Below are 26526 nucleotides of genomic sequence, written 5' to 3' on the forward strand. Positions count from 1 at the left end.
GAGGCTACATTAGCCAACCATTGAAAGAAACACTTAAAGAGCAAGGCATTGATTTAATTACTTATCCAAGAAAAAATATGAGAGTGACCTTATTGCCATTTTCTGATGAATTTCATCTACGACAACGTAAAAAAATTGAAACATTGATAGGATTATTGAAAGAAAAATATCACTTAGTTACGAGTAAACATCGTTCGATTGCTGGTTTTTTAGCAAGCGTATTTTCTTCACTATGTGCGTATCAACTTTGCCAAAAGAATAAGCCTAAAATTCATGTGATTAAATCTTTGGCTTATCCGTAACTGGGGTTATTTTAAAAACTAATCTAAGAAGAGTTGATTTTTAAATACTCTCCCACCCAAAAAACCTGAAATTTCAGGTTTTTTGGGTTTCTGGAGTTTTATTTTTTATGCAGTTTTAGCCAAAACCTGACGATTTAAGCTTTCAGCGACCTCAATAAGCAGTTGTTCAGTCTTATCCCAACCCAAGCAGCCATCGGTAACAGATTGACCATAAGTCATCTCGCAAGAAATCTTTTGATTTCCATCCACCAAATGACTTTCTAACATGATGCCACGGACTTGCGTCTGTTCACGTTCTGCCACAATGGTACGCAAGACTTGCGGTTGTTGTTGTGGGTCTTTATGGCTGTTACCGTGACTACAGTCAATAATCAATGCAGGCAACTGCCCTTTGGCTTTGTGCTGAATTTTCTCAATTTCTGCCAATTGATAATTTGGCCCTGAATTTGCGCCACGTAAAATTAAATGCGCGTGTGGATTACCTTGTGATGACAAAATAGCAGGTAAACCCGACTGGCTCATTCCCATGAATTGATGTGGATGACTTGCCGATTGAATTGCATCTAATGCAATTTGAATTGAGCCATCAGTTCCGTTTTTGAAACCAATGCTATACGGCATGGCGCTAGAAATTTCACGGTGAATTTGTGATTCACTGGTACGTGCGCCAATTGCACCCCAAGCCAGTACATCATCAAAATATCCCGTTGCCATTGGGCTTAAAATTTCAGAAGCAATTGGTAAACCCATTTCTATAATTTGTAGATACAGTTCACGTGATTTTTCTAAGCCTAATTGCATGTTTGCAGAGCCATCTAAGTCTGGGTCATACAAAAAGCCTTTCCAGCCTACCGTAGTACGTGGCTTTTCGATATAGGCGCGCATCACCAAGAAAATTTGATCTGAAACTTGGCTTTGTAATTGTTTTAATTTTTCTGCGTATTCGAGTGCTGCTTGCGGATCATGAATTGAACAAGGTCCTGTAATGACCAATAAGCGAGGGTCTGTGCCCGCTAAAATGTTCTGAATAATCTGTCGATGTTGTGCGATTTGTTGTTTTAGCGCAGATGAAAGTGGGAGTTGCGCTTTGAGTTGATGCGGTAAACTTAAACTAATTTCAGTATTGTTGGTCTGTTGTTGTAAAGCAGTATTTAAAGCATTCATTGGTCTGTTCCTTTGGACTGTTTCTCTTTTTTACAGTCCGATCATTTATTTCAGCGTTATGGGTCTAATGGATTGCAAGGTTTGAGTCATAGATTGACTAAAGTAAAACCAATAAAAGTTGCTAAAGTATGAATAATTAACGTTGTACATGATTAAATCTCCGAAAAACCTATAAAATTCAAAACACCAGACATAAAAAAACCTGATCAGGGTTGCCGATCAGGTATCAACTGGTGGGCAACCTTTTGCCCGAATGCGACTCAGGCAATCATTGAAACTGCCAAAAGTAATAGTAAGCGTTTGCGATTAAAGGTTGCTTTAACATCTTGTTTTCATCAAAAAATGAGCTGTTAAAATTAAAATACGCTGTATTGTTCCGTTTGGCAATCCTTTTTGTAAAATAATTTTTATTGGATGTATTTATTAAAATTAAGCTGCTGTTTTAGCGAATCCAGGGGTTAAAAAAACCAAGCCGAAGCTTGGTTTTTGTTGGGTCTTTATTTAAGCGCGTTACTCATCATTGATCAAAATGAATCACACTACGAATAGATTTACCCTCATGCATTAAATCAAAGGCTTCATTAATTTGGTCTAGCCCCATGGTGTGCGTTACAAATGGTTCGAGTTGAATATCACCCTTCATGGCTTCTTCAACCATGCCTGGCAATTGCGAACGACCTTTTACACCACCAAACGCAGTTCCTTTCCAAGTACGACCTGTCACCAATTGGAATGGACGAGTTGAAATTTCCTGACCTGCACCTGCAACACCAATAATAATGGATTGTCCCCAACCACGATGCGCACATTCCAAAGCGGAACGCATCACATTGGTATTTCCAATACATTCAAAAGAATGATCTACACCCCAACCTGTTTTTTCCACAATGACTTCCTGAATTGGGCGGTCATAATCTTTTGGATTTAAGAATTCGGTTGCACCAAATTGTTCTGCCAATTTGAATTTCTCTGGGTTGGTATCAATGGCGATAATACGGCTGGCTTTGGCTTTATGCGCACCTTGCACAACTGCTAAACCAATACCACCTAAGCCAAATACCGCAACGGTATCGCCTTCTTGGACTTTTGCAGTATTTTTAACTGCACCTAAACCAGTTGTAACACCGCAACCTAATAAGCAAACTTGCTCATGATTGGCTTCAGGATTAATTTTTGCTAAAGATACTTCAGCAACTACCGTATATTCACTAAAGGTTGAACAGCCCATGTAGTGATAAATCGGTTGTCCATTATAAGAAAAACGTGTCGTGCCATCAGGCATTAAACCTTTACCTTGTGTCGCACGTACGGAAACGCATAGGTTGGTTTTACCAGATTTACAGAATAAACATTCGCCACATTCTGCTGTGTAAAGCGGAATCACATGATCGCCTGGTTGAACACTGGTCACACCCTCACCAACTTCAACCACAATACCTGCACCTTCATGGCCAAGAACTGCAGGGAAAACACCTTCAGGATCTTCACCCGATAAGGTAAATGCATCGGTATGGCATACCCCTGTGTGGGTAATTTTGACCAAGACTTCTCCAGCCTGCGGCGGTGCAACATCAATTTCAACAATTTCAAGCGGCTGACCTGGGCCGAATGCGACGGCTGCACGTGATTTCATGAGCAAATTATCCCTAAAAAATACATTAACAGATGATAAGGGGCTGCTGACAATTCGTCTATGTTTGCGATGTGAGAGAGATATCTCGCAAGCTATTTATAAAATATCAACAGACTCTCACAATACCCTCTTTCTATTCAGAGTTTCAAGCATTAACATGAGGATAATCTCCATGTATAAATACAGAATGACTTAAGAATAATCATGAAGATCCAAAGACCTTGTTACTGGCTTGGAATGTTGGCTTTTTTCGCTATTTTACTGACAGGATGCAGTTTACCGATGAATCAAGCGAGCAAAGATAGCCCTGTTGAGCATTATGTAGATCATTGGCTGAATGGTCAGGAAATTGATGCACATTTATCCCAAAATTTAACAGCGTATCTTTCTCTAAATGATGCCTTTAGTAGCATCGCCTCGCGTTTATATTTGATTCAAAAAGCACAGCACCATTTAGATTTACAATATTGCATTTGGGAAGATGATTTAATTGGTCAGTTGATGTTGGCTGAACTGCTCAAAGCAGCAGATCGTGGTGTAAAAGTTCGTTTATTAATTGATGATCAAAATGGTACGCAACTTGATCCAACCTTAAAACGGCTTGCTCAGCATCCTAATTTTGAAATAAAAATTTTCAATCCGTACAAATATCGGCATTTTCGTGTGATGGATTATTTGTTTCGTTTTAAACAAATCAATCGCCGTATGCACAATAAACTAATTATTGCCGATGGGGCGATTGCCGTGACAGGTGGGCGTAATATTAGCCGTGAATATTTTGATGCCAGTGAAAATTTTCAATTTACTGATATGGATATTCTATTCTATGGCAGTGCTGTCCCCCAAGCCAATGCCGTGTTTTTAGAGTTTTGGAATGACGAACTAAGCTATTCAGTAAAGCAATTATTAGGCACAGGCAACGCGTTGCAATTGAGAGAATTGCGTAATCGCTATGAATTAAATGCCAAATATAAAGATAAAATTCGTGAACGTGTGGCTAACGCGCAAGAAGAAGTCAGCATCAAATTAGAACAACATCCTGTACAGTGGGTATGTGCGCATTTTGTGGCAGATTCTCCGAATAAAATTCGGGGTACAACTCAAGGCGAGCAACTGATTTACAAACAAATGTTAAAGTTAATGGGTGAGCCCAAACAACATTTAGAACTGGTTTCTGCCTATTTTGTCCCAACAGAAGATGGTCTTAAAACACTCACTCAACTGGCTGAAAAAGGAATACAGATACGTGTATTGACCAATTCATTTTTAGCCAATGATGTGCCTTTGGTACATGCATTTTATCAGCAGTATCGCGTAGATTTACTTAAATCAGGTATTCGTTTATATGAATTTAAGCCTTATATTGAACGAAAAAAGCGTACTTGGTATGAAGTTGCAACGGGTAACGTAATTCCTGCCAAAGGCAAAAACGCCTCGAGTTTACATGCCAAATTCTTTGATATAGATGGCATGGTCTTTGTAGGTTCTTTTAACCTTGATCCTCGTTCTGCAAAATTAAATACCGAAGTGGCTTGGTGTTAGAGTCTGAACAATTGCAAAACGATGTTTCTCAATCTTTAGACCGCTATTTGCCACAAATTGCGTATGAACTGCAATTAGACGAAAACGGTCAAATTATTTGGTTAGATCATCAGGCAGATGGCAGTATTCAAACGTATCATCATGATCCTGAAACCACACAGTTTCAGCGTTTTATGATGAAAACAGTTTCATTATTCCCTATTGAATGGATGATGTAATGACAATAGATAGACATTAATTATGGAAGCGTATTTTCCTTTCTCTGCCATCACTGTCTACAATTATTTAAAGTTACTTATAGTAAGCCTATTTCTTTAAATAAGTTAAAATACGCTTCTGCCTTTTTCTCTAAAGCTAAAGGATAGGCTCGTGAAGATGAAGGCATCCGATATAAATGCAGCTCACGCTTGGCAAAATAGCAATGTGTCGCCTGCCCAATTTGAGGTTTTTCGGCAGATTCAGGCATAGATAACATGAGTGTATCAGTCGCTTTATCGCCTGTGGTCATAATGCTTTGACATAAAGGTATCTTGCTTAAAAGTGCTGCAATATCCATTGGTTTTTCAATCTGTAAAAATTTGTCTGATGCATTGCCTTTTAAGCGAATCACCTGCTGCGCCGTATCTGAAATAGCAATGCCAGTGGTGTTTAAAAAATCAATAATTTTATGAAGATGAAAATTTTTAGCTTCTAAATCTAAAAAGTAGTTTTTATCTTGAAAAAAGCATAAGCCCAAAATTCGCCACATATCATTTTGATAATTCGGATAATAAAAATCCATTTTCCAACGGCTTTTAGGTGGTGGAAAACTCCCAAGCATTAACAGCTTGGCATTGGCTGGTAAAAAGGGTTCGAGTGGATGGGTTTCTATTTTAGAATCAGACATTTATAGATTGAACCTTTGGTCTTTAAATTAAGCTAAGACATTGCAGTACGAGCAACTTCATAATGATTTTTATGTAACTTCCCTTGATTGAATAACCATGTCGCAACTTCTGGCCAAAAATACATTGCAGATCTAGATGCAAGTCCATACATCGGACGTGGAAAGTTTCCGTCACCACGTTTATTTTGCGCATATAAAGATAATGCTTGACGAGTCATTCCAGCACGTTCAGCCATTACTGCCAAAGTTGAATAACCTTGCTCTTCTACTATCAGATCATGAAATCCTAATGAGCGAATATTGTCTAATGCTGAGTGAATCGCTTGTTCTGCATTTTCAGCTTCACGGTCAAACTCAAGATAAATTGTATCGTTATAACTGCAAACTAATGCATCATCACAACCCGCTTCAAAGAACTTATCTTCTAGCACAGACAGATCAGAACGTGCGTCACGTACCACAACAGTAAAGTGATAGTTATTCATAGTTCATCTCCATGACATTGCTTTACTTTACGCAAGATTTGTTTTGCATGTGCTGATTTACCTGAATCGATAACATCCCAGCCGTTTTCAATCGCATATTCAATTGCTTCGCGAATATGTTTATTGGGATGTTTCTTCATATTTTCATTCTGCTTGATGATTTAATTATAATTTAATGTTGACGATTGTTAACACTATACCATTATTTAAGTTAATTTACCTAAAACCACTCCAAAATCCTATCCGAGACTTCTTTCCCCCAAATCTGGTAAATTTCTTTACTTGGATGAAAACTATCTTTTGCCATTTCTAAATTCATGGATTGATATTTTCGAATATCATATTCAATCCACTGCATATCTTCTTGTTGTGCAATCATTTTTTCTAATTGTAAGTTCATTTGTTTTGCGTATTGTCCAAATAGCCAAGATAATGGATTGGGCAATGCGGGAAATAAATGCATTGGTGGAACCCCCGTAGCAATGATTAATTCAGGTTGGAATTTCGCTTGAATAAGTTGATAAAAATGTTGCTGTTGTTTAATCCAAGTCTGTGCCGACATTAAGCGTGTTACATCGTTGACACCAACAGAAGTAACCACAACATCATATTTTTGATTTACCAGTTTTTTCGTTTTTTGAATGACTTGTGAGGTAGTATCTCCAGACTGCGCCTCTAAACGCCAATGTACTTGGTACTGATGCTGCAAAGCAGAAATCACCGCACCTAAAAGCGCATCATTTTGATGTGCTACCCCAACGCCTGCAGCGGCAGAATCGCCTAAAATCAATAATGACAGCGTTTGCCCTTCCCCTGTAATACCTTCTCGTGCGCCTTCGGCTTCAGGCAATCGGATCTTGTTCTTTTTAACACGACTTCCCTGAATCACCAAAGCGGGAATTAAGGCAAGGGTTGCTGTTCTAAGCCACATCACATTTCACTCTTAAATACGAAAACCGAAAATACAAATTTTAAACCCAAACAAAAGTAGAGACTCAAATATAAAAATAGCATCGTGTCATTTAAAGTGATTGCATTCATCATCAGCTTTAAATTTCAGGATGCTATTCAAATACTATGATATCGCTGCTATTTAGCCGAGTTTATTGACCAATTTTAATGGTAAAACTTTCATAGCTAAGCCCAATGGCAACCATGGCCATTTAGGTACATAGGCTTTAATTGGCGCTTTTTCAATTTCTGCAGCAAGTAAGCGTGAACCTGTTTTTTCATCAACTTCAAAAGGTAGTTTTTTTGCACCTTCGTTGATTTCGGTACGAATATAACCAGGGAAAATAGTCGTAACTTGAATAGGTGTATCAATTAATTCTGCACGAATTCCTTCTGCTAAATGTGCTACTGCAGCTTTACTTGCACCGTAAGCAGTAAGATGTTTTGGCATACCACGAATGGCACTCATAGATGAAATCATCACCAAATGCCCTGAGTTTTGCTCACGGAAAATTTCAACCGCGGCTTCACACTGCGCCAAAGCTGAAATAAAGTTGGTTTCTACTGTGGCTTTGTTGATGGCAAAATTACCTTTACCAATGCGACGTCCTTCGCCCACGCCTGCATTGACAATAATGCGGTCAATTTGTCCAAAATCTTGTTTAAATTCACGAAACACCTGAAACACCTGATCATAATTGGTGACATCCAGCGTTTTTGCAATAACACGAATACCAAACTGGCTTTCCAGTTCTTGTTTCAGCGTTTCCAAACGCTCTAAACGTCGGGCGCAAATTGCAAGGTTATAACCCATTTGAGCAAATTCACGTGCCATACCCGCACCAATACCTGAACTTGCACCTGTAATTAGAATTGTTTTTGTCATGGTTTGATCCTTAAATCCAAGTCAATAAATTTGAGTTTTCAGCTTTAATAAAATGATGTTCATTCAAGCTTAACAGTTGTGGTTCACTGCCGACCAAACGTAAAGTGGTGATACTTGAGTTAGTAATTGCCCAGTTCAATGCAAAGGTTTTATTGGGCGTTAAGCCTAAAATTTTACCTGCAGCCACAGAAATCACACCACCAGAAGTAAATACCACAGCATATCGTGGTTGTTTTTGGGCTAAGTCATCACATAAATGCTGCAATGCATCTTCGACACGCTGTTTAAAATGCGGCCAAGATTCTTCATATTCATGGTGATATTCACCGCCCGTCCAGCGTTCTATCGCACCTTCAAAAATTTTTGCCAAATATGCACGAGGATTGACCTCTTTGGCGACATCTTCTTTCATCAATTCAGGTTGATTAAAACGCGGTTCATACTGCGCGAAAACCTGTTGATGATTAAACTCGTTCCATGCACTGTCGGTATGAATTTCGACCTCAGGAAAACATTCTGCCAAAGCCAGTTGTGCAGTTTGCTGATGGCGCTGCATTGAACCAGCCACCACATAGGGTGCTTCTTTTAAAATGCGATCAAAATAACGTCCGAGCAATTTGGCTTGTAACTCACCATTAGGCGAAAGTTGATCATAACTTTCTGCCCCAAAAGATGCTTGCCCATGACGAATTAAATAAATGGTGGTCATTTCGGCATCAATTCCTTAAATTTGGCGATATATTTTTGTGCTAGTTCATTTGCTTCCAGTTTTTGTAAACCAATTAACTTTAAGGCACGAATATGCAAAGCATGAATGACAATCCAGAAATCCTTAAATGCAGGATTATTGGTTTGCTTGTGGAAATAACGATAATAAATTTGCTGGGCGATCACCGCTAAACGGAAAATTCCAAACACTTCATAGAATGTCCAGTTATCGGTGCTCAAGCCTGTTTTTTGCAAATAATAGTCCACCACTTGCTGACGTGTGAACATGCCTTTTAAGTGCGTTGGTTGACGACGGGTGGCTTTAAAAATTTGATTATCGGTATCTTCAACCCAATATGCCAAAGCCGAGCCTAAATCCATGAGTGGATCGCCCAGTGTTGCCATTTCCCAGTCCAAAACGCCAATCACTTGAGTCGGATGTTTCGGGTCTAAAATCACATTATCAAAACGCCAGTCGTTATGAATAATGCAGGTTTTTGAATCTACAGGAATATGGTCTAACAACCATTTACGCACATATTTAAAAGATGGCACGTTGATGGTATGTGCTTTGGCATAGCGTGCATCCCAACCTTCTACCTGACGTCGGCAATAACCATCACCTTTCCCTAATTTTTCTAGCTCAGTTCCTGCATAAGGTACTTGATGCAGCTCAATCAGTTTATCAATGACATTTACACAAAGTTCATGTACTTGAGTTTCGCTAAAATCAAGCTCTGGTGGCAATTTTGCACGTGGGATAATGCCTTCAATACGTTGCATCACGTAAAAATCGCAGCCAATTACAGCTTCATCCTGACACAACGCCACCATTTCAGGTAACACAGGATAAAACGGGGCTAAATTCTTTTGCACATGATATTCACGCGCCATGTCATGTGCAGATTTAGCTTTAGTACCTTTGGGCGGACGACGCAAAATTAAATCAGCATTGCTGTACTTAAGGCGATATGTCCAGTTCGATGCACCGCCTGAATATTGTGTGACTTCTACAGGTTCTACGACATCGACATTTTGTTGTTTTAACCATGCTGTCACTGCCTGAATATCGAGTTCTTCGCCTTCGCGTACTGTGCCGCCTACATCAATAACTGACATTATTTTTCCCTAATTTTCCAATTTTTTTAATCTAACATAGATTTTCTGTGTTCTCTTGAGATGTTTCGGCAATATCAGAAATATTGCCGAATACACTACCAAGCGACACAATAAAAAATTCGCAACTGACTTATTTTTTGCGGCTGCTACGATAACCACGTTTAGCCAACTCAAGTTTGGCAATCATGCCTTTGTGTACTTCGTCTGGTCCATCGGCAAGACGTAAACTACGCGCTTGGGCAAAGAAACCTGTCAACGGTGTATCTCTAGATACGCCTGCACCACCATGAATCTGCATCGCCATATCAACTACTTTTTCCAAGACACTTGGTGCAACCACTTTAATGGCAGAAATTTCGGTAAGTGCTGCCATATTGCCTAAAGTATCCATTTTATAGGCTGCATAGAGAGTTAATAAACGTGCTTGGTCAATCGCCACACGTGCTTCCGCTACACGCTCCAAATTGCCACCGAGTTTCAGAATTTCCTTGCCAAATGCGGTACGACTCATGCCACGGTCAATCATCAACTCCAAAGATTTTTCGGCTGCACCAATACAACGCATACAATGGTGAATACGCCCCGGACCTAAACGACCTTGTGCAATTTCAAAACCTTGTCCTGCACCGCCAATAAAGTTGGCAACAGGCACACGCACGTTATCAAAACTGACTTCGCCATGACCGTGTGGCGCGTCGTAATCACCAAATACAGGTAACATGCGTTGAATTTTAACGCCCGCAGTATCCACAGGGACTAAAACCATAGAGTGTTGATGATGACGGTCTTTGGTTTCATCGGGTGTATGCGCCATAAAAATAATAATTTTGGCATTTGGATCGCCCAAACCTGAAGACCACCATTTACGACCATTCAAGACAATTTCATCGCCGTCTACGACTGCTGTTGCCTGCATATTGGTCGCATCACTGGAAGCCACTGCAGGTTCAGTCATACAAAACACAGAACGAATTTTACCTTCAAGCAGCGGTGTCAGCCATTCTGCCTTTTGTGCTTCAGAACCATAGCGCCATAAAACTTCCATGTTGCCGCTGTCGGGTGCATTACAGTTAAATACGGTTGGCGCAATCAAACTGCGTCCACTCAACTCTGCAATGTGTGCATATTCTTGTACCGACAAACCTTGTCCTAATTCTGGACAAGGTAAAAACATATTCCATAAACCTGCAGCTTTGGCTTTGGCTTTTAATTGTTCTAATTGTGCTGGCCATTGCCATTTAGTCCAGTCACCACCCTGATTTAATTCGTGAACTTCTGCCCAGAATTCAGCTTCAATCGGCTCAATTTCTTTGGCAATAAAGGCTTTGGTACGTTCTATATAGTCTTTGGCGCGTGCAGATAGCTCAAACATGGTTCAAATCCCTTAAAATATTGTATTCATTGCTTTACAACACCTTAACTTGAAAAGTAATATGAACAAAATGATTTAATTCAATAAAACACTATGAATCATGTTCATAACAATGCAAAAGTTGATCTTACCGTTTTTCATCGTTTAGACATCAATTTATACCCGATGTTTGTTGCAATTTATGAGCAGCGCAGTATTTCCAAAGCTGCACAAATTTTGTGTATTAGCCAATCTGCCGCCAGTCATGCTTTGCAGCGTTTAAGACAACATTTACAAGATGATTTACTGGTGCGAAGTGGCAATAAAATGCTGCCTACGCCTTTTGCCGAGCAAATTTATCCGACTATTAAAAATGCCTTGTTGGCGATTCAAAGTATTGCAATACAGAAACAGCAATTTGAGCCGAATATGTTGCAATCGCTCAAAATTGCTATCCATGATGAAATTGAACCGATTATTTTTCCTAAATTGGTGGCGCATTTTCAAAAGTTGAACTTGGATATTCAATTTCTGAGCCACAAATTAGACCGCAAAACGGTTTTGGCAGATTTAGCAACACAACAAATTGATTTTGTAATTGATTTAGAACAAAACTTTGGCGATAAAATTCAGTTTCAATCCTTAGTTCAAGACCAATTTGTGGTCTGTAGTTCACAACAAGAAATGAATACTGCACTTTATTTATCTTCTGCACATATTGGGGTTTCATCACGGCGTACTGGTATGTTGCTAGAAGACATTTATTTGCATCAAAAGCAATTATCACGGCAGGTTTTTTTACGTTGTCAGCACTATTCTACGGCGTTACAGATTTTACAGCAGCATCCTCAAGCCATACTAACTATTCCTAAAATGATTTTAAAGCATTTGAATATGAGCCAAAAATTGAATATTTTTGATGTGCCTGTAGACTTGCCTGTAATTAATATGGGGATGTATTGGCATAAAGATTTACAGGAAAATTCAAGGCATTATTTCTTAAGAGAGGAAATTTCTAAAATCTTTGCTTAGGCTATTTTGAATTAATCTTGAATTTGCAAGTGGTTGCTAATCGTCTTGTATGATTCTATAAAAAATAAAAGCCGCCGAGACAGCTTTTTAATATGGGTTTGTTCTTAAAACTTCGCTTCCAATACTTTTGTAGATACTTTGCCTTTCCATAAATCACGCAAAATTGGCAAATAGAACTTTTCACCTACTTCTACCAATTCAGCATCAATTAAGGCATGTGTTTCATGCATAAATAAGTAATCTAGCTCCACAGTTTGTAATTGTTGTTGTGCTTTGGCGAAATCTTTACGTTTTTGTTGGGCTTGTTTCACTAACTGATCTGCAAATGCCTTGCCCTTGAACTGACTGAGCGCATTTAAACGTAATTCAATCACGCCCCACCCACTGAGCAGCAATTTAAATAACTCTAAATCTGCAGTGGTTGATTCCCACGTCATTTCTTCCAGATTTTCATTTTCAGGCAATACAGGTAGTAAAAGCTCCATTACACTTGGAAAAATCTTTTTAAAATTCAAGATAAATTTAACAGGCTGCTCACCCGGGTAATCTTTAAATTGCACGTGTTGCTGAACATCTGTTAAATAAATTGAGAGCATTGAAAATTTCCGTAGTTAAGATATTGAGTTGCTTATAAAAAAATTAAATTTTGCAAAATAAATGCAAAACTTTAGCAAAACAGTATTTTGAAGTATTGCGTATTCTAGCAATTATGGCAGCTTAATCAATGTAAGTTGAATAAGGAACGGACATAAAAGAAAGCATCTAAAAGTGGTTAATGCGACTAAATGACGGGTTTTGAACTATTACATTTAGATAGCACCTTGTAGCAGCCTATTCTGCCGTTATGCAAATTATGTCTTTACACCAACACATAAATTTAAAATCGTATTAGGATGAATTACCCCTCTACATTCAAATTAGGTGCAATAGAAAACCCAGCATTTAGGCTGGGTTTAGTATATTTTACTTGATTAATGCAACGCCATTTCCGCGCTTTTAGCTAAGAATGCCGAACGGCTTAAATGTTGTTTTTTTGCAACAGCATCAATACGTTTCACTAAAGCTTCTGGCATGCTGATATTAATACGAATAGACTTTGTATTTACTTTTGTTGTATCAATATCAACTAACAACCAAAACCCCCCCTCAAATCGCTCATCACCTAACCATTGCTCTGGGCTTGATGGTTCTGGTAACGGAATATCTTCACCATCAAAGTGAACTTCAACCGCTTCCTGTGCCATGCGCTGAATATCTTGCATCTCATCTGCTGCGCTAAAGCATCCATCAAAGTCAGGAAAGGTTAAACCGTATGCGCTATCTTCATCTTTGTGAACATATACTGGATATAACATTTTTACCTCCACTCCCAACCAGCCTGTTTATATATATTGCGTAGAGTTCCTATTGGCATATCTTTACGTGGATGTGGTACCACAACATGTCCAGGCTTTTCAGGATGCTTATACTTTTCATGGTCGCCTTTACCACCCACTTTGTACCAGCCTTCCTGCTCAAGACGCTTAATAATGTCTTTGCTGTTCATTGTGTAATTATACACAACATAATTTTAATAAGGAAGGATGCCCAAAATTTTCCCTGATTTTCATAAACAAAGTCTGTGTCTACCTCGCATCATGTGCAGACAAACACAGACCTTGAATTTGTTTAAAACTGATTACTTGGTATTCGGTGCAATCATTTGTTCAGGACGTACCACTTCATCAAACTGCTCTGCTGTGACCAAATTCAGCTCTACTGCAACTTGCTTTAAGGTTTTATTTTCCTTATAAGCTGTTTTAGCCACCTTCGCTGCATTCTCATAACCAATTACAGGATTCAAAGCGGTCACTAACATGAGTGAATCATGCAAAAAGTGATCTATTTTTTCACGGTTTGCTTGAATGCCAACGGCACAATGCTCATTAAAGCTATTGCAGGCATCACCCAAGAGTTGAATAGATTGCAATAAGTTATATGCGATCACTGGCATAAATACATTCAGCTCAAAATTGCCCGATGCACCTGCCACGTTAATCGTGGTGTCATTGCCCAATACCTGTGCAACTACCATGGTCATCGCTTCGCTTTGTGTTGGATTAACCTTACCCGGCATAATACTTGAACCAGGTTCATTTTCTGGAATACGCAACTCACCAAAACCACAACGCGGGCCACTGGCTAACCAGCGAATATCATTGGCAATTTTATTTAAACTCACCGCCAAAGTTTTTAATGCACCTGAAGCAAATACCGCAGCATCACGCCCCGCCAAAGCCTCAAACTTATTTGGTGCAGTCACAAATGCTAAGCCTGTTAGCTGTGCCAATTGCTCCGCTGCCTGTACCGCATAATCAGGATGTGCATTTAAGCCTGTACCGACTGCTGTACCGCCCAATGGCAACTCATACAAGCCTGTTAAAGCCTGTTCTAGACGTTTTAAACCATGATCTAGCTGCGATACATAGCCACTAAATTCCTGCCCTAAAGTTAATGGTGTCGCATCTTGTAAATGTGTACGTCCAATTTTGACAATTTCAGAAAATTCTTCACTTTTCGCATGCAACGTATCGCGCAAACTCTTTACTGCAGGAATGAGCAGTTCATTAATTTGCAAACTCGCTGCCACATGAATTGCAGTTGGAAAAGAATCATTGGTCGATTGGGCGCGGTTGACATGATCATTCGGATGTACAGGCTTTTGTGCACCTAAAGGATTCCCCAGTTTTTGATTGGCGATATTGGCAATCACTTCATTACAGTTCATGTTACTTTGCGTACCCGAACCTGTTTGCCACACCACCAAAGGAAATTGACTGTCCCACTGCCCTGCAATGACTTCATCTGCTGCACCGACAATGTACTGCGCCAACTCTTGAGGGATTTGCCCTAAGTTTGCATTGGTTATTGCCGCAGCTTTTTTAACCAAACCCATAGCGCGAATCATGGCGCGTGGTAAACGCTCATTGCCGATTTTAAAATTTTGTAAGCTGCGCTGAGTTTGTGCGCCCCAAAGCGCGTCATTCGGAACTTCAACCTCACCCATGGTGTCATGTTCAATACGTGTTTGCATGTTCAGCCTCATTCCTTCGTGATTTCAATGATGTCATGTGCTCTTATCTCGATCTTATAAAAAACAGACAGCCTAGTAAATGATAATTATTATCAATAATTCCGTTGCATTGTATCTGTTTCAGCTATGAGGCTTCGTGAATCGCATCTCAACGAATTTTATAGCGCTTACTTTTAATGCTTAAGCGTATTTTGATAAAAACGCCATTCATCCTCTAGCATTTTTTCCAGACTACGTTTTGGCTGCCAGTGTAAATACTGTTGTGCCTTATCTACGACTGCACCTAACTGATCTAACTCAGGATATTCATAATGAATTGCAGGAACTGTAGCAATTTCAGTGTCAGTGACTTCACTAATACGTGCAAGTAATTGTTGAATTGAAACCACTTCTCCCGCAATATTAAAAGCTTCACAGCTATGCGTTTGCTCAAATAACCAATGCAGGCTTGCAATCACAGCATCACAGGCATCGAGTACGTGCACAAAGCTACGTTCTACAGTTTGATCTGCAGTATTAGCATGCTGACGTAATTCAATCGCTTCACGCTGCTGTACTGCGACTTGCATCGCCAAAGGAATAATATTTTTAGGTAACGGAGCAACGACTTCACCTAAAATGCCGTGTTCAAATGCACCTGCTATATTACTCAAGCGCAAAATAGCAATATTCCATTCATTATCGGTTCTAAAAGTATCGCGGATGATTTCTTCAACCATCTGCTGAGATTTCACATACGGATTGGCATAGGTGTAATTAAAACTCTGGCTTTCTTCCAGATTCAATCCTGACTTGCCATAGACCGCTATACTTGAAAGATGCACTAAACGACGCACACCTGTACGTTGCATGGAACGCAATAAACTCATAATACAACTGACGTTATCGTTATAATATTCCAGTGGTTTAAGCACTGATTCTTCTAAAGATTTAAACCCTGCACAATGCACCACCGCAATAATCGAATATTGTTCAAAAACTTTGTTCAGCGCAGGCGTATTTCTTACATCCAGTTTGGCAAAAGGCACATAACGCCCTGCAATATATTCAAGTCGCTCTAAAGTCTGCATACTTGCATTGGATAAATTATCTACAATAATGACCTCTTGCCCTTGAGCCATTAGGCTTAATGCAATGTGTGAGCCTATAAAGCCTAAACCACCAGTCACTAAAATCATTTATACTACCTTTTTTTATAAAGTCTGAATGCGCCTTGGCACATTGCATTAGTGAATTTTGATGAGCACCTTATTACTAATAACCTCCGCACCAACCTCTATTCATGCATGGCATGCACTCGGTCTTGCTCAAGCCTTACAACAGAAAAATGAGGCTTTTCGTGTGTTTTTTTATCAAGATGGCGTTGCTGTAGCGAATGAGTTGCAATGGGTACCCGATGATCAACGCAACCTCAAAACAGAATGGCAAAAATTGTCTATTCGTTTACCCGTATGTGTAAGTGCCGCACTGGCACGTGGTATTAGCGATGCAGACAATGCCAAACGCCATCAACTGAGCCAACACAATTTAGCCGCAGGCTTTGAATTGGTTGGCTTGGGCGAACTGGCCGATGCAGTGCAAAGCACAGAACGCCTGATTCAATTTTAAGCGATTCATTTTGTAAATCTGTTGCATTTAAAAGGTAAATTGTGTGAAAACTGTACTCGTGGTTTTACGTCAGGCCAATTTAAACAGCTTACAAGTGCATGAAAGCTTGTCTGCAACAATGGTACTGGCAACTTTTGGTTGTGAAGTCAAAGTGTTATTACAAGATGCGGCATTAAGCCTATTACAGTCGGAACTGGCATTTGATTCACTAAAACATGCTTTTAAAGTGGCATCCAATTTGGTCGATAGCTTTGAGTTTTATGACCTCAGCCCAATTTTGATTGAAAATAAACATGCTAACTCGCCGTTTATCAAAAATACGGTACATGAAATTGAATGGGTGGAACTGAATCGGGAGCTGATTCAAACCTTTGATCGGGTTTTATATTGGTAGGTTGATCGGTGGTTTAACAATCTGATTGATCATTTGACCATATCTAAACATCTAAAGAGAAAAGCATGTCTGACGCAAATTTATATTTAATCCAAGCGAGCTTTGATAGCACCGCAACAATTTTAGCAGAGCTAAATGCCTTGTATGCTCCGCAAGACAGCGTTGTACTTATGGGTGATGCGGTATTGCATCAGCAACATCCACTCTGTGCCCAGCTAGACAAAATATATGTACTGGAAAATGATGCAGAAATATTGAATGGTCATTTGGCGGAAAATGTACAGCCGATTAATTATGCAGCTTTTGCAACGCTGTGTTTAACACATCAGCGCTGTATCAGCTTAAAATAGCAAGCCGTAATGATATGAAACCAATGCAAAGCATTTTTAAGGGTGAATGAAACAAGAGATGACACTAGAATTAGATCAAGATGGACATTTGCTGGATTACACTGTCTGGAATGAACAAGTGGCGCAAGAATTGGCGCAAAGTTTAGAGCTTGAACTCACAGCTTGGCATTTTGAAGTTTTGCACGCTGTACGCCAATTTTATCAGCAATTTGGACACTCACCTGCAACCCGTCCTTTAATCAAATTTTTAATGAAAACTGTAAGCCCAGAGATTAACAACGCTGTTTTGCAGGAAAAATTTAATACAGGTTTGGTGGCACGGCATTTAAGTCGTTTAGCGGGTATTCCTAAACCAGCCAACTGCTTATAGACAAACTGTTGCTGATTAATACAGCACTGATTTAGGCTTGTTTTAAATTCTGCTGTGCTTGGATGTACTGATAATACACTGGGGTAAAATGTGGTTTTACTTGCTTGGCATGCAGTTCTTCACCACATTCCGAACATACTACGACAGGTTGAAACGTCTTAGCACAATTTTTATGGATGTATTCCACAGGCTTACCTAAACCTTGATCCATCCATTTATCTGCCCAATTTGCCATAGACAGCATTAAGGGATAAAGCTCCAAGCCCTTCTCTGTCAATTTATATTCAAAACGTTCTTGGCGCTCTACATAAGGCACTTTGACTAAAATTTCATGTTCCACCAAACGCTTTAAACGATCTGACAATACATGCCGCGTTACGCCCAAATGTTGTTGAAAATCATCAAAGCGACGCATGCCCATAAAGGCATTACGAATAATCAGCATCGTCCAACGGTCACCAATCACCGACAAGGTTCGTGCAATCGAACAAGGCTGCTCGCCAATTTCATCCCATTTCATCTATGTCGCCTATCCCTCAGTTCACTACCTGCAAGTTAAAAGATTCTACAGTCTTTGCAAAGTTAGTTTTGCATGAAAATTGATAAAAAATGAAGTATGACTTCACAATCTGCTTAAAAGGAATCCCCAGTTTTTGGGGCTTTATACACCTGCATCTTCAATCTTTAAATTTGCTATTCACTTATAAGGCAGATCACACTATTTAGATATAGCTCCTGCACAAAAAACTTGTTCAGTCATACCTGAAGCCGTGAAACTGTTGTGCTGCTGTTCTAAATAACGCCTTGCCACCATTAACATCACAGGTGCAGGATACAAGTTTGGATTGTACTCGGAAATTTCAGCAATATTTTTATAGGCGTGATAGCGTGCACAAAATGCCTGTTTTTGTTGTTCTGCCGTTGCTTGGCTAGCTGGGTCATCCAGTATTTTTTTGCTGTCATTCACAATTTGCGTGTATTGATTTAACAAATATTGATATTGCGTTTGGGTCAATCCATCGACTGCGTGTTGGATTGTAATAGGCGTCGATGATGCTTCAAGTGCCAACTGCTGCGCTTGAATACCTTGTGCCATTACGCTCAGACTTTGCAGTCCAAGCATAATGCTCACCGATATTTTTGCCATGTTCGACATGCGCATAAGCTTAAGACTCATCGCCTTCTTTCCAGACATCTTCATAGTCATCAGCATCAATCATAAAGCGGTAGCCTTGTTCTAAAGCCAGATATGGAAGCACGTCAGGCAAAATATCTTGCAACTCGCGCACAGGCATGGTTTCAAAGTTCACTTCATCTTCACCCAATTCACCGCCATAAATGTACCACGCGACTTTTTCTTCACCTTCTGGCGCTTTACGCAAGCCCACAATTGGGTCTTTATTTAAGGTCTGGACTGCAACTGCGACAACATCATCGCCACTCACTGCAATATAGGCTGAACCAAATTCTTCACAGAGCAGTTTTTGTTCTTCTATCAATTCTGCCAAGGCTGAGTTTTTTTGCTTTTGCTGTGGTTTAGACATGACAATTCTCTAAGATAAGCTGTGAGTATTCTAACGAGATTGTACGGATAGAGAATCTTTATTTTTATATTTCTGAGATGCTCAAATGAAGTGCAACGGATATGACATGAATTTGAAATTACTTAGCTTTGAAATATGATGCTACGCCCAAATAACCAACATTGCCGCAAGCACGACCAATCCCAATCCCCAATGATCGGTACGAGCAAGTTTTTCTTTAAAGAAATACGCTGAAATAAGTAAGCTGAATAATATTTCAATTTGTCCGAGTGTTTTCACAATCGCCACAGTTTGCATACTCATGGCATTAAACCAGCCCAATGATGCTAAAAAACTGCAGACGCTCACTTTAAAAGTTAATCCAACCCGCTGCCACATGGCATATAAGGTATGTCGTTTAAATATGCCTAAAAAAGCCAATAAGATAAAACATTGTAAGCCAATAACCCACACCAAAACCCATGCAGCACGATGAATAAACGGTAAGAAATCGAGTTCTAGACTGGCTTCACGCACCAATAAAGAAGTCACCGCGAAGCTGAGTCCACTACCGATTCCAATGGCTAAAGTCGTGAATGAAAAATCACTGCGTTGATTGCCTTTACTGAGTAGAAATACCGCAATACCGCCTATCGCAACGCCGAACCAAGCCAATGCACTTAAATGTTCTTGTAAGAAAATCACGCCTACAATTGCGGCTAAAACTGCTTCACTTTTGGCAAGCCCGACACCTACTGCGTAATTTTTTTGTTGAAACAGTTTTACCATTAAAGCCGTGGCTAAAATCTGACACACTGCTGCAATAATGATATACAGCCAAAACACCGAACTAAAATGTAGTTTGGCTTGAACAGGCTGCTGCCATTGTAAAATGCTTAAATACGCCAATGCAAAAGGCAAGGCAAAAATAAAACGTGCCAAAGTCACGCCATAAACATCTACACTTGTGCTGAGTTGTTTTTGAAAGGCATTGCGCCATGCCTGCATAAATGCAGCCATTAAGGTAAAGAGCACCCAACTCGAAATCATTGCAACCACAAATGCTTTACTGATAAAGTTATAATTTACGCCTATTCCGTTATTTTTGCGATCTTTATTGCTTTTGAGTTATGCGCTTACGATCTCTTTTATAAACAAAAAAAACATTCATTAAAATTCAAATGAATGTTTTTCATATCTTGAAGCGATTATAGGTGTGCTGTTATTCAAAAACTGTTTAGAACTTATCTAAATTCACCACAACAGCCACGCCGATACAAAATAAAGCTACATACACGGTAAACCAAATAATCATGTGCTTAAATGCTTTGTCTGAAATACTGCTATCGGCATATTTCTGTGGTTTGCGTGAGTTATCTTCTTGCATATCGACTCCAATCTAGCCAGATTATGGGGATATACAGATTATGTAAAATTCTAAAGCATTGCTGTAGATACAAAATATTCATTAAAAACTATAACAGTTGATTTTAGATACATGCCAATCTGTTATAAAAAAAGAAATTATTTAATGTTTTAAACCTAAAAATAGATCAAAATAAGTAACAGCTGCAAAAAATGCTTGAGTCATACCATGTATAAATCTGAACAATTGGCGTTGAACATTCGGCAACTCATTGAAAATGGTGCATGGAAAGCACATAGCAAGTTACCTTCGTTAAGAGAACAATCACAAATCAGTGGTTATAGCTTAATGACCGTGCTAAACGCTTATCAAGAACTTGAAGCTCAGGGATTGGTTTACGCTAAACAAAAGTCGGGGTTTTATGTCGCAGAACGTCTCAATCAAACTGAACGACCTGTACCAAGCAGTTTGAGTTTAAATGCACATATTCAAATGAACTCTTTGGTCTTTGGCTATTTAAAATCAATTCAGTCTGCAGATGTCAGTCCTTTAGGCTCTGCCTTTCCCAATGCAGAATTACTGTTTAACCCAAAGTTAATGCAAATTTTAGCGCAGCACGCCAAGCGAAAAAGCAGTTATTTTAGCCACGACCACATGCCACCGGGCAATTATGAATTAAGAACCATAATTGCAAATCGCTACTGTTTACAAGGCATACCCACCCATGCAAATGACATTGTCATTACATCTGGCGCATTAGATGCGCTCAATTTGTCATTACAAGCTTTGACCAAACCTGGAGATTTTATTCTATTACAAGAAACTATTTTTTATGGTGCATGGCAAGCGGCTGAACGTCTTGGTTTACAGGTGATTACCATTCCAGAACACCCTGTTTCAGGTTTCGATTTAGACTCATTTGAACAAGCCTTAAAACAATACCCAATTAAAGTCTGCTGGTTGATGTTGAATATTCATAACCCTATTGGCTTTAGTGTCAGAGATGAAATTAAGCAACGTATTGCGAGTTTGCTTGAAGAATATCAAGTGTATTTAATTGAAGATGATGTCTATCAAGAATTGTATTACGGAACGCAAAAACCGCTACCCATGAAGTATTTTGACCGACAACAACGGGTACTGCACTGCGCTTCTTTTTCTAAAACTTTGGGTTCTGCTGTGCGGGTTGGTTGGGTTTATGCAGGACAATTTTCCAATGCTATTCAGCATTTGCAACTCATGAGCACGGTTTCTGCAAGTCCCTTACTGCAAAACACTTTGGTCGATTTTCTGTCACATCATCATTATGAAAAACATTTGCGTCAATTACGCAAGCAATTAGAAAAACACAAAAAAGTGTTTTATCAGCAGTTGAAACAACGCTTAAACCCAACCTGCAAAATTCACTACTATTCTAGTGGATACTTTTTATGGATTGAACTGCCTGCATATATAGATGGCTATACGATTTATCAGCTATTGATTCAAAACAAGATTGGCATTGCGCCAAGTCAGTTATTCCGTTCTGAACAGGTCAGCCAGAACTTTATCCGTTTAAACTGCTCTTTTGCTTGGAACAGTGATATTGCTGCTGCATTGGATGTTTTGTCTGCGGTAATACAGCAACACATCACCCAATATACTCATGCCTAAAATTACAGAGCCGATCACCCGACAATAAAAAAGAGCTGAGTTTTGGCTCAGCTCTTTTGTGGTTTACAGTACAATTTTAGAAGTTATAAATTGCGACTGCATTGATTCGGTTATCTTCACCTGTTTTGCTGCCATTTGCTGCTTCACCAAATGCTTCACGCTCACCATAAACATATTCTAAACCAAAGCTTAACGGTTTACGTGGGCTATAGAATACGTTTGCCCAAGCTTGCCATAAGTCTTTGTTAATCGTGGTTGTGTCTTTCGTTGCTGCAATGTAGTTAGGGTCTTTGTCAAAACTCATATAACCATAACCCAAAGTGCCATGCACTTTGTCACCAAACTTTTGTGTAATACCGACCATAATTGAATCGAATTCACTTTGCGCTGCGATAGCACTCGTTGCAGTAATCGCACCTTTGTCATCAAGGTTAGTAACAGCAACACCTTTGTTGGTAAATGATACAAAGCTGCTATCACCTTTTACATGGTAATAATCGGCTTTTAAAGTCGTGCCCGGTACAACATCGTATTTAGCACCTACACCGACACCCCATGCCATTTCTTCATCAGAATTGACACGTTTTTCATGTCCCATCGCACGTACGCTGACATTTAAATTATCTGCAAATTGATGATTTAAACGCGCAGTTAATGCAGGTAAACGCTGGTTGATTGAACTGTCTTTAGGGTCTTCAGCTGCAACCACCAAATTGGTTTGTGGGCTAAACTTTGTTGTATAGCGTACTTGTGGTGTACGTTTCACCGCACCACCAACATACGCCAAAGCATCAATGGTTTCTGGCATATAGTCTGGAATCGCAAAGTTTGACCAAGTTTGACCAATTAACCAGTTGCCGTAGTTCAAGTAAGCATGACGAATACGTAAGTTATCAAGATTTGCTCCACCCAAGAAGTCAACTTCAAGTTTACCTTTTACGTCTTGTTCACCCACAGGGCTTTTAAAATCTAAACCTAAACGGGTTGCAGAAAGTGTTGATCTTAAACGATCACTTTGTTCTTTATTGCCTTCAAGTGGTACACCGTTAATTTGGTTATACGGCATATCTTTAGCGCCACCTTCTACCTGATAAGAAGCATCTAAACGCACATTACCATATAGATTAAATTCGGCACCTTTGGCAGTTTTTAACACAGGATTAGCAACTGGCGCTGCTGCAGTACGTTGCACATTGGCAATTGCTGTTGCAGTTTGTGCATTTTGTACTTTTTGCTGCTCAATCAAACCACGTAAAGCCTGAACTTCTTGTCTAAGTTGTTCAATTTCTTTTTGCTGTTGAGTTTGCGCTTGTGCTGCAACACTCATACCGCCCATGCTCAATGCAATCATGCTCATCATGAGCGTACGCTGCATTGTTGGTCGAACCGTTGTAGATTGAAAATGTGTAGATTGGGTTAATATTTTCGCGTTCATCCTAAACTCGCTTGTTATTGTGCCATCAAATTCTAGCAACAGATCACCATCTCTTACGATGGCGATCTATATCATTGATGACTGTAGATTAATGGAAAGGTAAAGAAATTATTGGGTTGCTTTTTGTGCGACTGGATTGCTTTCTACAGCAGGCTCCGCAGCGGCTTTAGCTTCTACAGACGTTTTTAAATTCACCATGAAGATTGCTAAGGCAGCAATTACACCTGGAATCGCAATAGCAAAGAAGTTCATTTGGTGCGGTAAATTCATGGTTAATAGTGCACCTGTGAGTACTGGCCCAACGATTGCACCGATGCGACCAATACCTGACGCCCAGCCCATACCTGTAGAACGTACAGTAGATGGGTAATATTGTGCGACGAAAGTATAAAGCAAGATTTGTGAACCAATTGTCGCTGCACCTGCAACTGCAATTAAGGTATACAACACGATTTGCGGGCTGTTGAAACCAAGTAGAATTAACGCTGCTGCACCACAGATAAACATAATGGTCAGTACTTTTTTGATATGGAAACGGTCAGCCAGCGCACCACCACCAATCGCGCCAATCATCCCACCAATGTTCAAGGCGAATAAGAAGATCATACTTGCACCAAGTGAGTAACCTTCTTGGATCATTAATTTTGGTAACCAGCTGCCCAAAGCATAAACCATTAACAAGCACATGAAGAATGCGATCCAGAACATGAACGTACTGAACATACGGCCTTGCTGGAACAATGCTTTTACAGGTGCTTCATCGCCTTTAGTCACTTCATTCAGTACAAACTCAGTGTCACCATTTAATTGTTGGCTTGGTGAAATTTTTTGCACAATGCTGCGAGTTTGCTCAATTTCTTTCTTGTTGGTCAAATACATGAGTGACTCAGGCAAGAATTTCCAAATTAATGGTAAAGCCACCAATGGAATAATTGCGATGTAAAACATGATTTTCCAACCAAACTCTGGCACTAACCATGCACCCAACAATGCTGATGTCATACCACCAATCGCATAACCACTGAACATAAGTGCAACTAAAGTACTACGAATACGCTTTGGCGCATATTCAGTCATTAATGCCACTACGTTTGGCATTACACCGCCAATACCTAAGCCTGCAAGGAAACGTAAAATACCAAATTCAACAGGGTTAGTCGCAAATGCGCCAAAGAAGGTAAAGCCACTAAAAATAGCCACACAGATCATAATGGTTTTTTTACGACCCAACTTGTCCGATAACGTACCGAAGGTCATGGCACCAAACATCATGCCAAACAATGCCGTACTGGCCAGTAAACCTGCTTGTACCGCACTGAGCGCCCACTCTTGCATAAGTAATGGTAATGCAACCCCATAAATGACCAAATCGTAACCGTCAAAAATAATGATCATCAAACACCAAAACAATACGCCCCAATGGAATGGCGTGAACTTGGCCTCGTCAATCAAGGTATTAATATTAATTTTATTGCTTTGCATCTTGCTTCACCTCCTAATTGTGAAGTCCGTTACTCCAACTCAGATGCACACAATGAATAATAAGTTAAAATTTGTCCAAAACTGAATAGGCATGGATACATACCTAAAAAGTCTATAATTTGTAAGATATTGATTTTAAAATAGATAAAAATAACAAGGCGAAAAAAATACTGTAATGTGATGCTTAAAAAAGTTTTTTCAGGCAATTCACATAACAGTATTTTGTTAAAAATATCTGTGCTTTTATATAAAAAATATAGTTATAAATATTTGTTTTATATGGCTTTACTAGAATACATTGCGATCATAAGTAAATGCTTCCAAATCATAAACTTGATAAATGCAGTCAAACAAAGATCGAATGTCTTCACTTTCATCCATATTACGAATTGCCATAAACACAGGACTTACAGCCGAGTCATCTAATAAAGGTATAAAGTGCAAATGTGCCAAATGAATATTTTGTGCGCTTTCTGGCACGATACACAAGCCCTCACCTGCAGCAACAAAACCCAACGCCAATTGTAATTCACGCACTTCACGAATTTTGCGAGGTTCTAAACCATACTCAGAAAACACGCCACGAATTTGGGTAGAGAAGTTTGGCTTGTTGTGATTTGGATATAAAAATAGTTGTTGATCAACAACATCCGCCAAATATACACCTTCTTTTTGTGCCGCAAATGGGTGGCTCGAATGTACTGCAACCATCAAGCGTTCTTCACGTAATAAGATACGTTTAACTGCAGGATCAGAAATTCTTAAGCGTCCAAATCCAACATCTATACGCCCTTCTTTAAGTGCCTGAATTTGGTCATTGGTGGTCATTTCCACCATTTCTATTTTTAAATGCGGATGCTGCTGCTTAAACAAATACACAATTCTTGACAATAATCCGAACAATAAAGAACCAACGAAGCCAATAGTCACAGTACGACCAGCAATACCGACACGTTTTGTCATCGACTTGATTTCTTCCGCATTAGACAAAAGTTTAACGGCATGTTGGTAAAAGAATTGGCCTGCTTCGGTGGTCTTAAGCGGTCTACTTCCACGCTCAAATAGTTGAATTCCAAGCTCTTGTTCTAAATTTTGGATCTGTCTGCTCAAAGGTGGTTGAGCAATAAAGAGTTTTTCTGCTGCCTTGGTGAAACTTTGCTCTTCTACAACAGCAACAAAATAACGTAAATGTCTGAGTTCCATAGCTCAAAAT

At 39.5% G+C, this 26526-nt stretch carries 30 protein-coding genes and 1 pseudogene; 8 read left to right on the forward strand and 23 right to left on the reverse strand.

Annotated features, from left to right (window positions below; all coding sequences use genetic code 11):
* Nucleotides 1-302, forward strand: a 302-nt coding sequence (locus FTU35_RS10440; RefSeq protein WP_306670063.1) for a transposase, incomplete at its 5' end; no start/stop codon positions are given.
* A gap of 105 nt (nt 303-407) precedes the next feature.
* Here FTU35_RS10440 and FTU35_RS10445 read toward each other — a convergent pair.
* Both FTU35_RS10445 and FTU35_RS10450 read right to left on the reverse strand, forming a co-directional pair.
* A complete protein-coding gene (locus FTU35_RS10445; protein ID WP_104851962.1) occupies nt 408-1466 on the reverse strand; it encodes a 3-deoxy-7-phosphoheptulonate synthase in 1059 nt (352 codons plus the stop codon).
* 517 nt (nt 1467-1983) lie between these two features.
* Complete coding sequence (locus FTU35_RS10450) at nt 1984-3099, reverse strand: S-(hydroxymethyl)glutathione dehydrogenase/class III alcohol dehydrogenase (RefSeq protein ID WP_004973720.1); 1116 nt, start codon at nt 3097-3099, stop codon at nt 1984-1986.
* A gap of 237 nt (nt 3100-3336) precedes the next feature.
* Here FTU35_RS10450 and FTU35_RS10455 point away from each other — a divergent pair.
* Nucleotides 3337-4859 (forward strand): annotated as a pseudogene (locus FTU35_RS10455) (phospholipase D family protein).
* 77 nt (nt 4860-4936) lie between these two features.
* Here the strand turns inward: FTU35_RS10455 and FTU35_RS10460 are convergent.
* From FTU35_RS10460 to FTU35_RS10495, 8 genes are all read right to left on the reverse strand, one after another.
* A complete protein-coding gene (locus FTU35_RS10460; RefSeq protein ID WP_104851964.1) occupies nt 4937-5527 on the reverse strand; it encodes a uracil-DNA glycosylase family protein in 591 nt (196 codons plus the stop codon).
* Nucleotides 5528-5559: 32 nt separating this feature from the next.
* A complete protein-coding gene (locus FTU35_RS10465) occupies nt 5560-6012 on the reverse strand; it encodes an XRE family transcriptional regulator (RefSeq protein ID WP_154320746.1) in 453 nt (150 codons plus the stop codon).
* On the reverse strand, nt 6009-6152 hold the full coding sequence (locus FTU35_RS10470) for a hypothetical protein (RefSeq protein WP_179988972.1): 144 nt from the start codon (nt 6150-6152) through the stop codon (nt 6009-6011). Before FTU35_RS10470 ends, FTU35_RS10465 begins: the two co-directional genes overlap by 4 nt.
* Before the next feature lie 80 nt (nt 6153-6232).
* The gene (locus FTU35_RS10475) at nt 6233-6943 is read right to left on the reverse strand and encodes an SGNH/GDSL hydrolase family protein (RefSeq protein ID WP_180064722.1); all 711 of its coding nucleotides are present in this window, start codon (nt 6941-6943) and stop codon (nt 6233-6235) included.
* 162 nt (nt 6944-7105) lie between these two features.
* Complete coding sequence (locus tag FTU35_RS10480; RefSeq protein WP_004973576.1) at nt 7106-7849, reverse strand: SDR family oxidoreductase; 744 nt, start codon at nt 7847-7849, stop codon at nt 7106-7108.
* Nucleotides 7850-7859: 10 nt separating this feature from the next.
* Nucleotides 7860-8558, reverse strand: coding sequence for a histidine phosphatase family protein (locus tag FTU35_RS10485; RefSeq protein WP_004973573.1), 699 nt, complete (start codon nt 8556-8558; stop codon nt 7860-7862).
* The gene (locus FTU35_RS10490; protein ID WP_179994188.1) at nt 8555-9676 is read right to left on the reverse strand and encodes a phosphotransferase family protein; all 1122 of its coding nucleotides are present in this window, start codon (nt 9674-9676) and stop codon (nt 8555-8557) included. The genes FTU35_RS10485 and FTU35_RS10490 overlap by 4 nt, the downstream gene beginning before the upstream one ends.
* A 130-nt stretch (nt 9677-9806) precedes the next feature.
* Complete coding sequence (locus FTU35_RS10495) at nt 9807-11048, reverse strand: acyl-CoA dehydrogenase family protein (RefSeq protein WP_004973568.1); 1242 nt, start codon at nt 11046-11048, stop codon at nt 9807-9809.
* A 93-nt stretch (nt 11049-11141) separates the two neighbouring features.
* On the opposite strand from FTU35_RS10495, the gene FTU35_RS10500 reads away from it, so the two are divergent.
* Nucleotides 11142-12059 (forward strand): LysR family transcriptional regulator, encoded by a 918-nt coding sequence (locus tag FTU35_RS10500; RefSeq protein ID WP_104851971.1) that lies wholly within the window; start codon nt 11142-11144, stop codon nt 12057-12059.
* 104 nt (nt 12060-12163) lie between these two features.
* Here FTU35_RS10500 and FTU35_RS10505 read toward each other — a convergent pair whose 3' ends face one another.
* The 5 genes from FTU35_RS10505 to FTU35_RS10525 all read right to left on the reverse strand — a co-directional run bounded on the left by FTU35_RS10505 (nt 12164) and on the right by FTU35_RS10525 (nt 16310).
* Nucleotides 12164-12655, reverse strand: coding sequence for a hypothetical protein (locus FTU35_RS10505; protein WP_180064719.1), 492 nt, complete (start codon nt 12653-12655; stop codon nt 12164-12166).
* Nucleotides 12656-13030: 375 nt separating this feature from the next.
* The gene (locus FTU35_RS10510; RefSeq protein ID WP_004973564.1) at nt 13031-13414 is read right to left on the reverse strand and encodes a type II toxin-antitoxin system HicB family antitoxin; all 384 of its coding nucleotides are present in this window, start codon (nt 13412-13414) and stop codon (nt 13031-13033) included.
* 2 nt (nt 13415-13416) lie between these two features.
* Nucleotides 13417-13605, reverse strand: coding sequence for a type II toxin-antitoxin system HicA family toxin (locus tag FTU35_RS10515; protein WP_004973562.1), 189 nt, complete (start codon nt 13603-13605; stop codon nt 13417-13419).
* 132 nt (nt 13606-13737) lie between these two features.
* Nucleotides 13738-15132 (reverse strand): class II fumarate hydratase, encoded by a 1395-nt coding sequence (gene fumC, locus FTU35_RS10520; protein WP_104851973.1) that lies wholly within the window; start codon nt 15130-15132, stop codon nt 13738-13740.
* 173 nt (nt 15133-15305) lie between these two features.
* A complete protein-coding gene (locus tag FTU35_RS10525) occupies nt 15306-16310 on the reverse strand; it encodes an SDR family NAD(P)-dependent oxidoreductase (RefSeq protein WP_180064720.1) in 1005 nt (334 codons plus the stop codon).
* 61 nt (nt 16311-16371) lie between these two features.
* On the opposite strand from FTU35_RS10525, the gene tusD reads away from it, so the two are divergent.
* The 4 genes from tusD to FTU35_RS10545 all read left to right on the forward strand — a co-directional run bounded on the left by tusD (nt 16372) and on the right by FTU35_RS10545 (nt 17854).
* On the forward strand, nt 16372-16740 hold the full coding sequence (gene tusD, locus FTU35_RS10530) for a sulfurtransferase complex subunit TusD (RefSeq protein WP_154320742.1): 369 nt from the start codon (nt 16372-16374) through the stop codon (nt 16738-16740).
* 43 nt (nt 16741-16783) lie between these two features.
* Nucleotides 16784-17134, forward strand: coding sequence for a hypothetical protein (locus FTU35_RS10535; RefSeq protein WP_004973555.1), 351 nt, complete (start codon nt 16784-16786; stop codon nt 17132-17134).
* Nucleotides 17135-17199: 65 nt separating this feature from the next.
* The gene (locus FTU35_RS10540) at nt 17200-17484 is read left to right on the forward strand and encodes a DsrH/TusB family sulfur metabolism protein (protein ID WP_154320741.1); all 285 of its coding nucleotides are present in this window, start codon (nt 17200-17202) and stop codon (nt 17482-17484) included.
* A 58-nt stretch (nt 17485-17542) separates the two neighbouring features.
* Nucleotides 17543-17854, forward strand: a complete 312-nt coding sequence (locus FTU35_RS10545) for a TusE/DsrC/DsvC family sulfur relay protein (RefSeq protein WP_026438386.1) — start codon at nt 17543-17545, stop codon at nt 17852-17854.
* A gap of 31 nt (nt 17855-17885) precedes the next feature.
* Here FTU35_RS10545 and FTU35_RS10550 read toward each other — a convergent pair whose 3' ends face one another.
* The 5 genes from FTU35_RS10550 to FTU35_RS10570 form a co-directional block, all read right to left on the reverse strand.
* The gene (locus FTU35_RS10550; protein ID WP_004973550.1) at nt 17886-18374 is read right to left on the reverse strand and encodes a helix-turn-helix domain-containing protein; all 489 of its coding nucleotides are present in this window, start codon (nt 18372-18374) and stop codon (nt 17886-17888) included.
* 198 nt (nt 18375-18572) lie between these two features.
* A complete protein-coding gene (locus FTU35_RS10555) occupies nt 18573-19031 on the reverse strand; it encodes a hypothetical protein (RefSeq protein ID WP_228274460.1) in 459 nt (152 codons plus the stop codon).
* Nucleotides 19021-19398 (reverse strand): hypothetical protein, encoded by a 378-nt coding sequence (locus FTU35_RS10560; protein ID WP_096902818.1) that lies wholly within the window; start codon nt 19396-19398, stop codon nt 19021-19023. Before FTU35_RS10560 ends, FTU35_RS10555 begins: the two co-directional genes overlap by 11 nt.
* A gap of 141 nt (nt 19399-19539) precedes the next feature.
* Complete coding sequence (locus tag FTU35_RS10565) at nt 19540-20427, reverse strand: DMT family transporter (RefSeq protein WP_131261930.1); 888 nt, start codon at nt 20425-20427, stop codon at nt 19540-19542.
* A gap of 187 nt (nt 20428-20614) precedes the next feature.
* The gene (locus tag FTU35_RS10570) at nt 20615-20764 is read right to left on the reverse strand and encodes a hypothetical protein (protein WP_004973540.1); all 150 of its coding nucleotides are present in this window, start codon (nt 20762-20764) and stop codon (nt 20615-20617) included.
* Between the two features lie 207 nt (nt 20765-20971).
* Here FTU35_RS10570 and FTU35_RS10575 point away from each other — a divergent pair, with 207 nt between their 5' ends.
* Nucleotides 20972-22396, forward strand: a complete 1425-nt coding sequence (locus FTU35_RS10575; protein ID WP_180037748.1) for a PLP-dependent aminotransferase family protein — start codon at nt 20972-20974, stop codon at nt 22394-22396.
* Nucleotides 22397-22472: 76 nt separating this feature from the next.
* Here FTU35_RS10575 and FTU35_RS10580 read toward each other — a convergent pair whose 3' ends face one another.
* From FTU35_RS10580 to FTU35_RS10590, 3 genes are all read right to left on the reverse strand, one after another.
* Complete coding sequence (locus tag FTU35_RS10580) at nt 22473-23831, reverse strand: DcaP family trimeric outer membrane transporter (RefSeq protein ID WP_179988977.1); 1359 nt, start codon at nt 23829-23831, stop codon at nt 22473-22475.
* Between the two features lie 108 nt (nt 23832-23939).
* A complete protein-coding gene (locus FTU35_RS10585; protein WP_180064721.1) occupies nt 23940-25313 on the reverse strand; it encodes an MFS transporter in 1374 nt (457 codons plus the stop codon).
* A 288-nt stretch (nt 25314-25601) separates the two neighbouring features.
* Nucleotides 25602-26516, reverse strand: coding sequence for a LysR family transcriptional regulator (locus tag FTU35_RS10590; RefSeq protein ID WP_096901617.1), 915 nt, complete (start codon nt 26514-26516; stop codon nt 25602-25604).
* Nucleotides 26517-26526: the final 10 nt, after the last annotated feature.

It is taken from the genome of Acinetobacter sp. YH12095, assembly GCF_013419245.1.
Taxonomy (GTDB): Bacteria; Pseudomonadota; Gammaproteobacteria; order Pseudomonadales; family Moraxellaceae; genus Acinetobacter; species Acinetobacter towneri.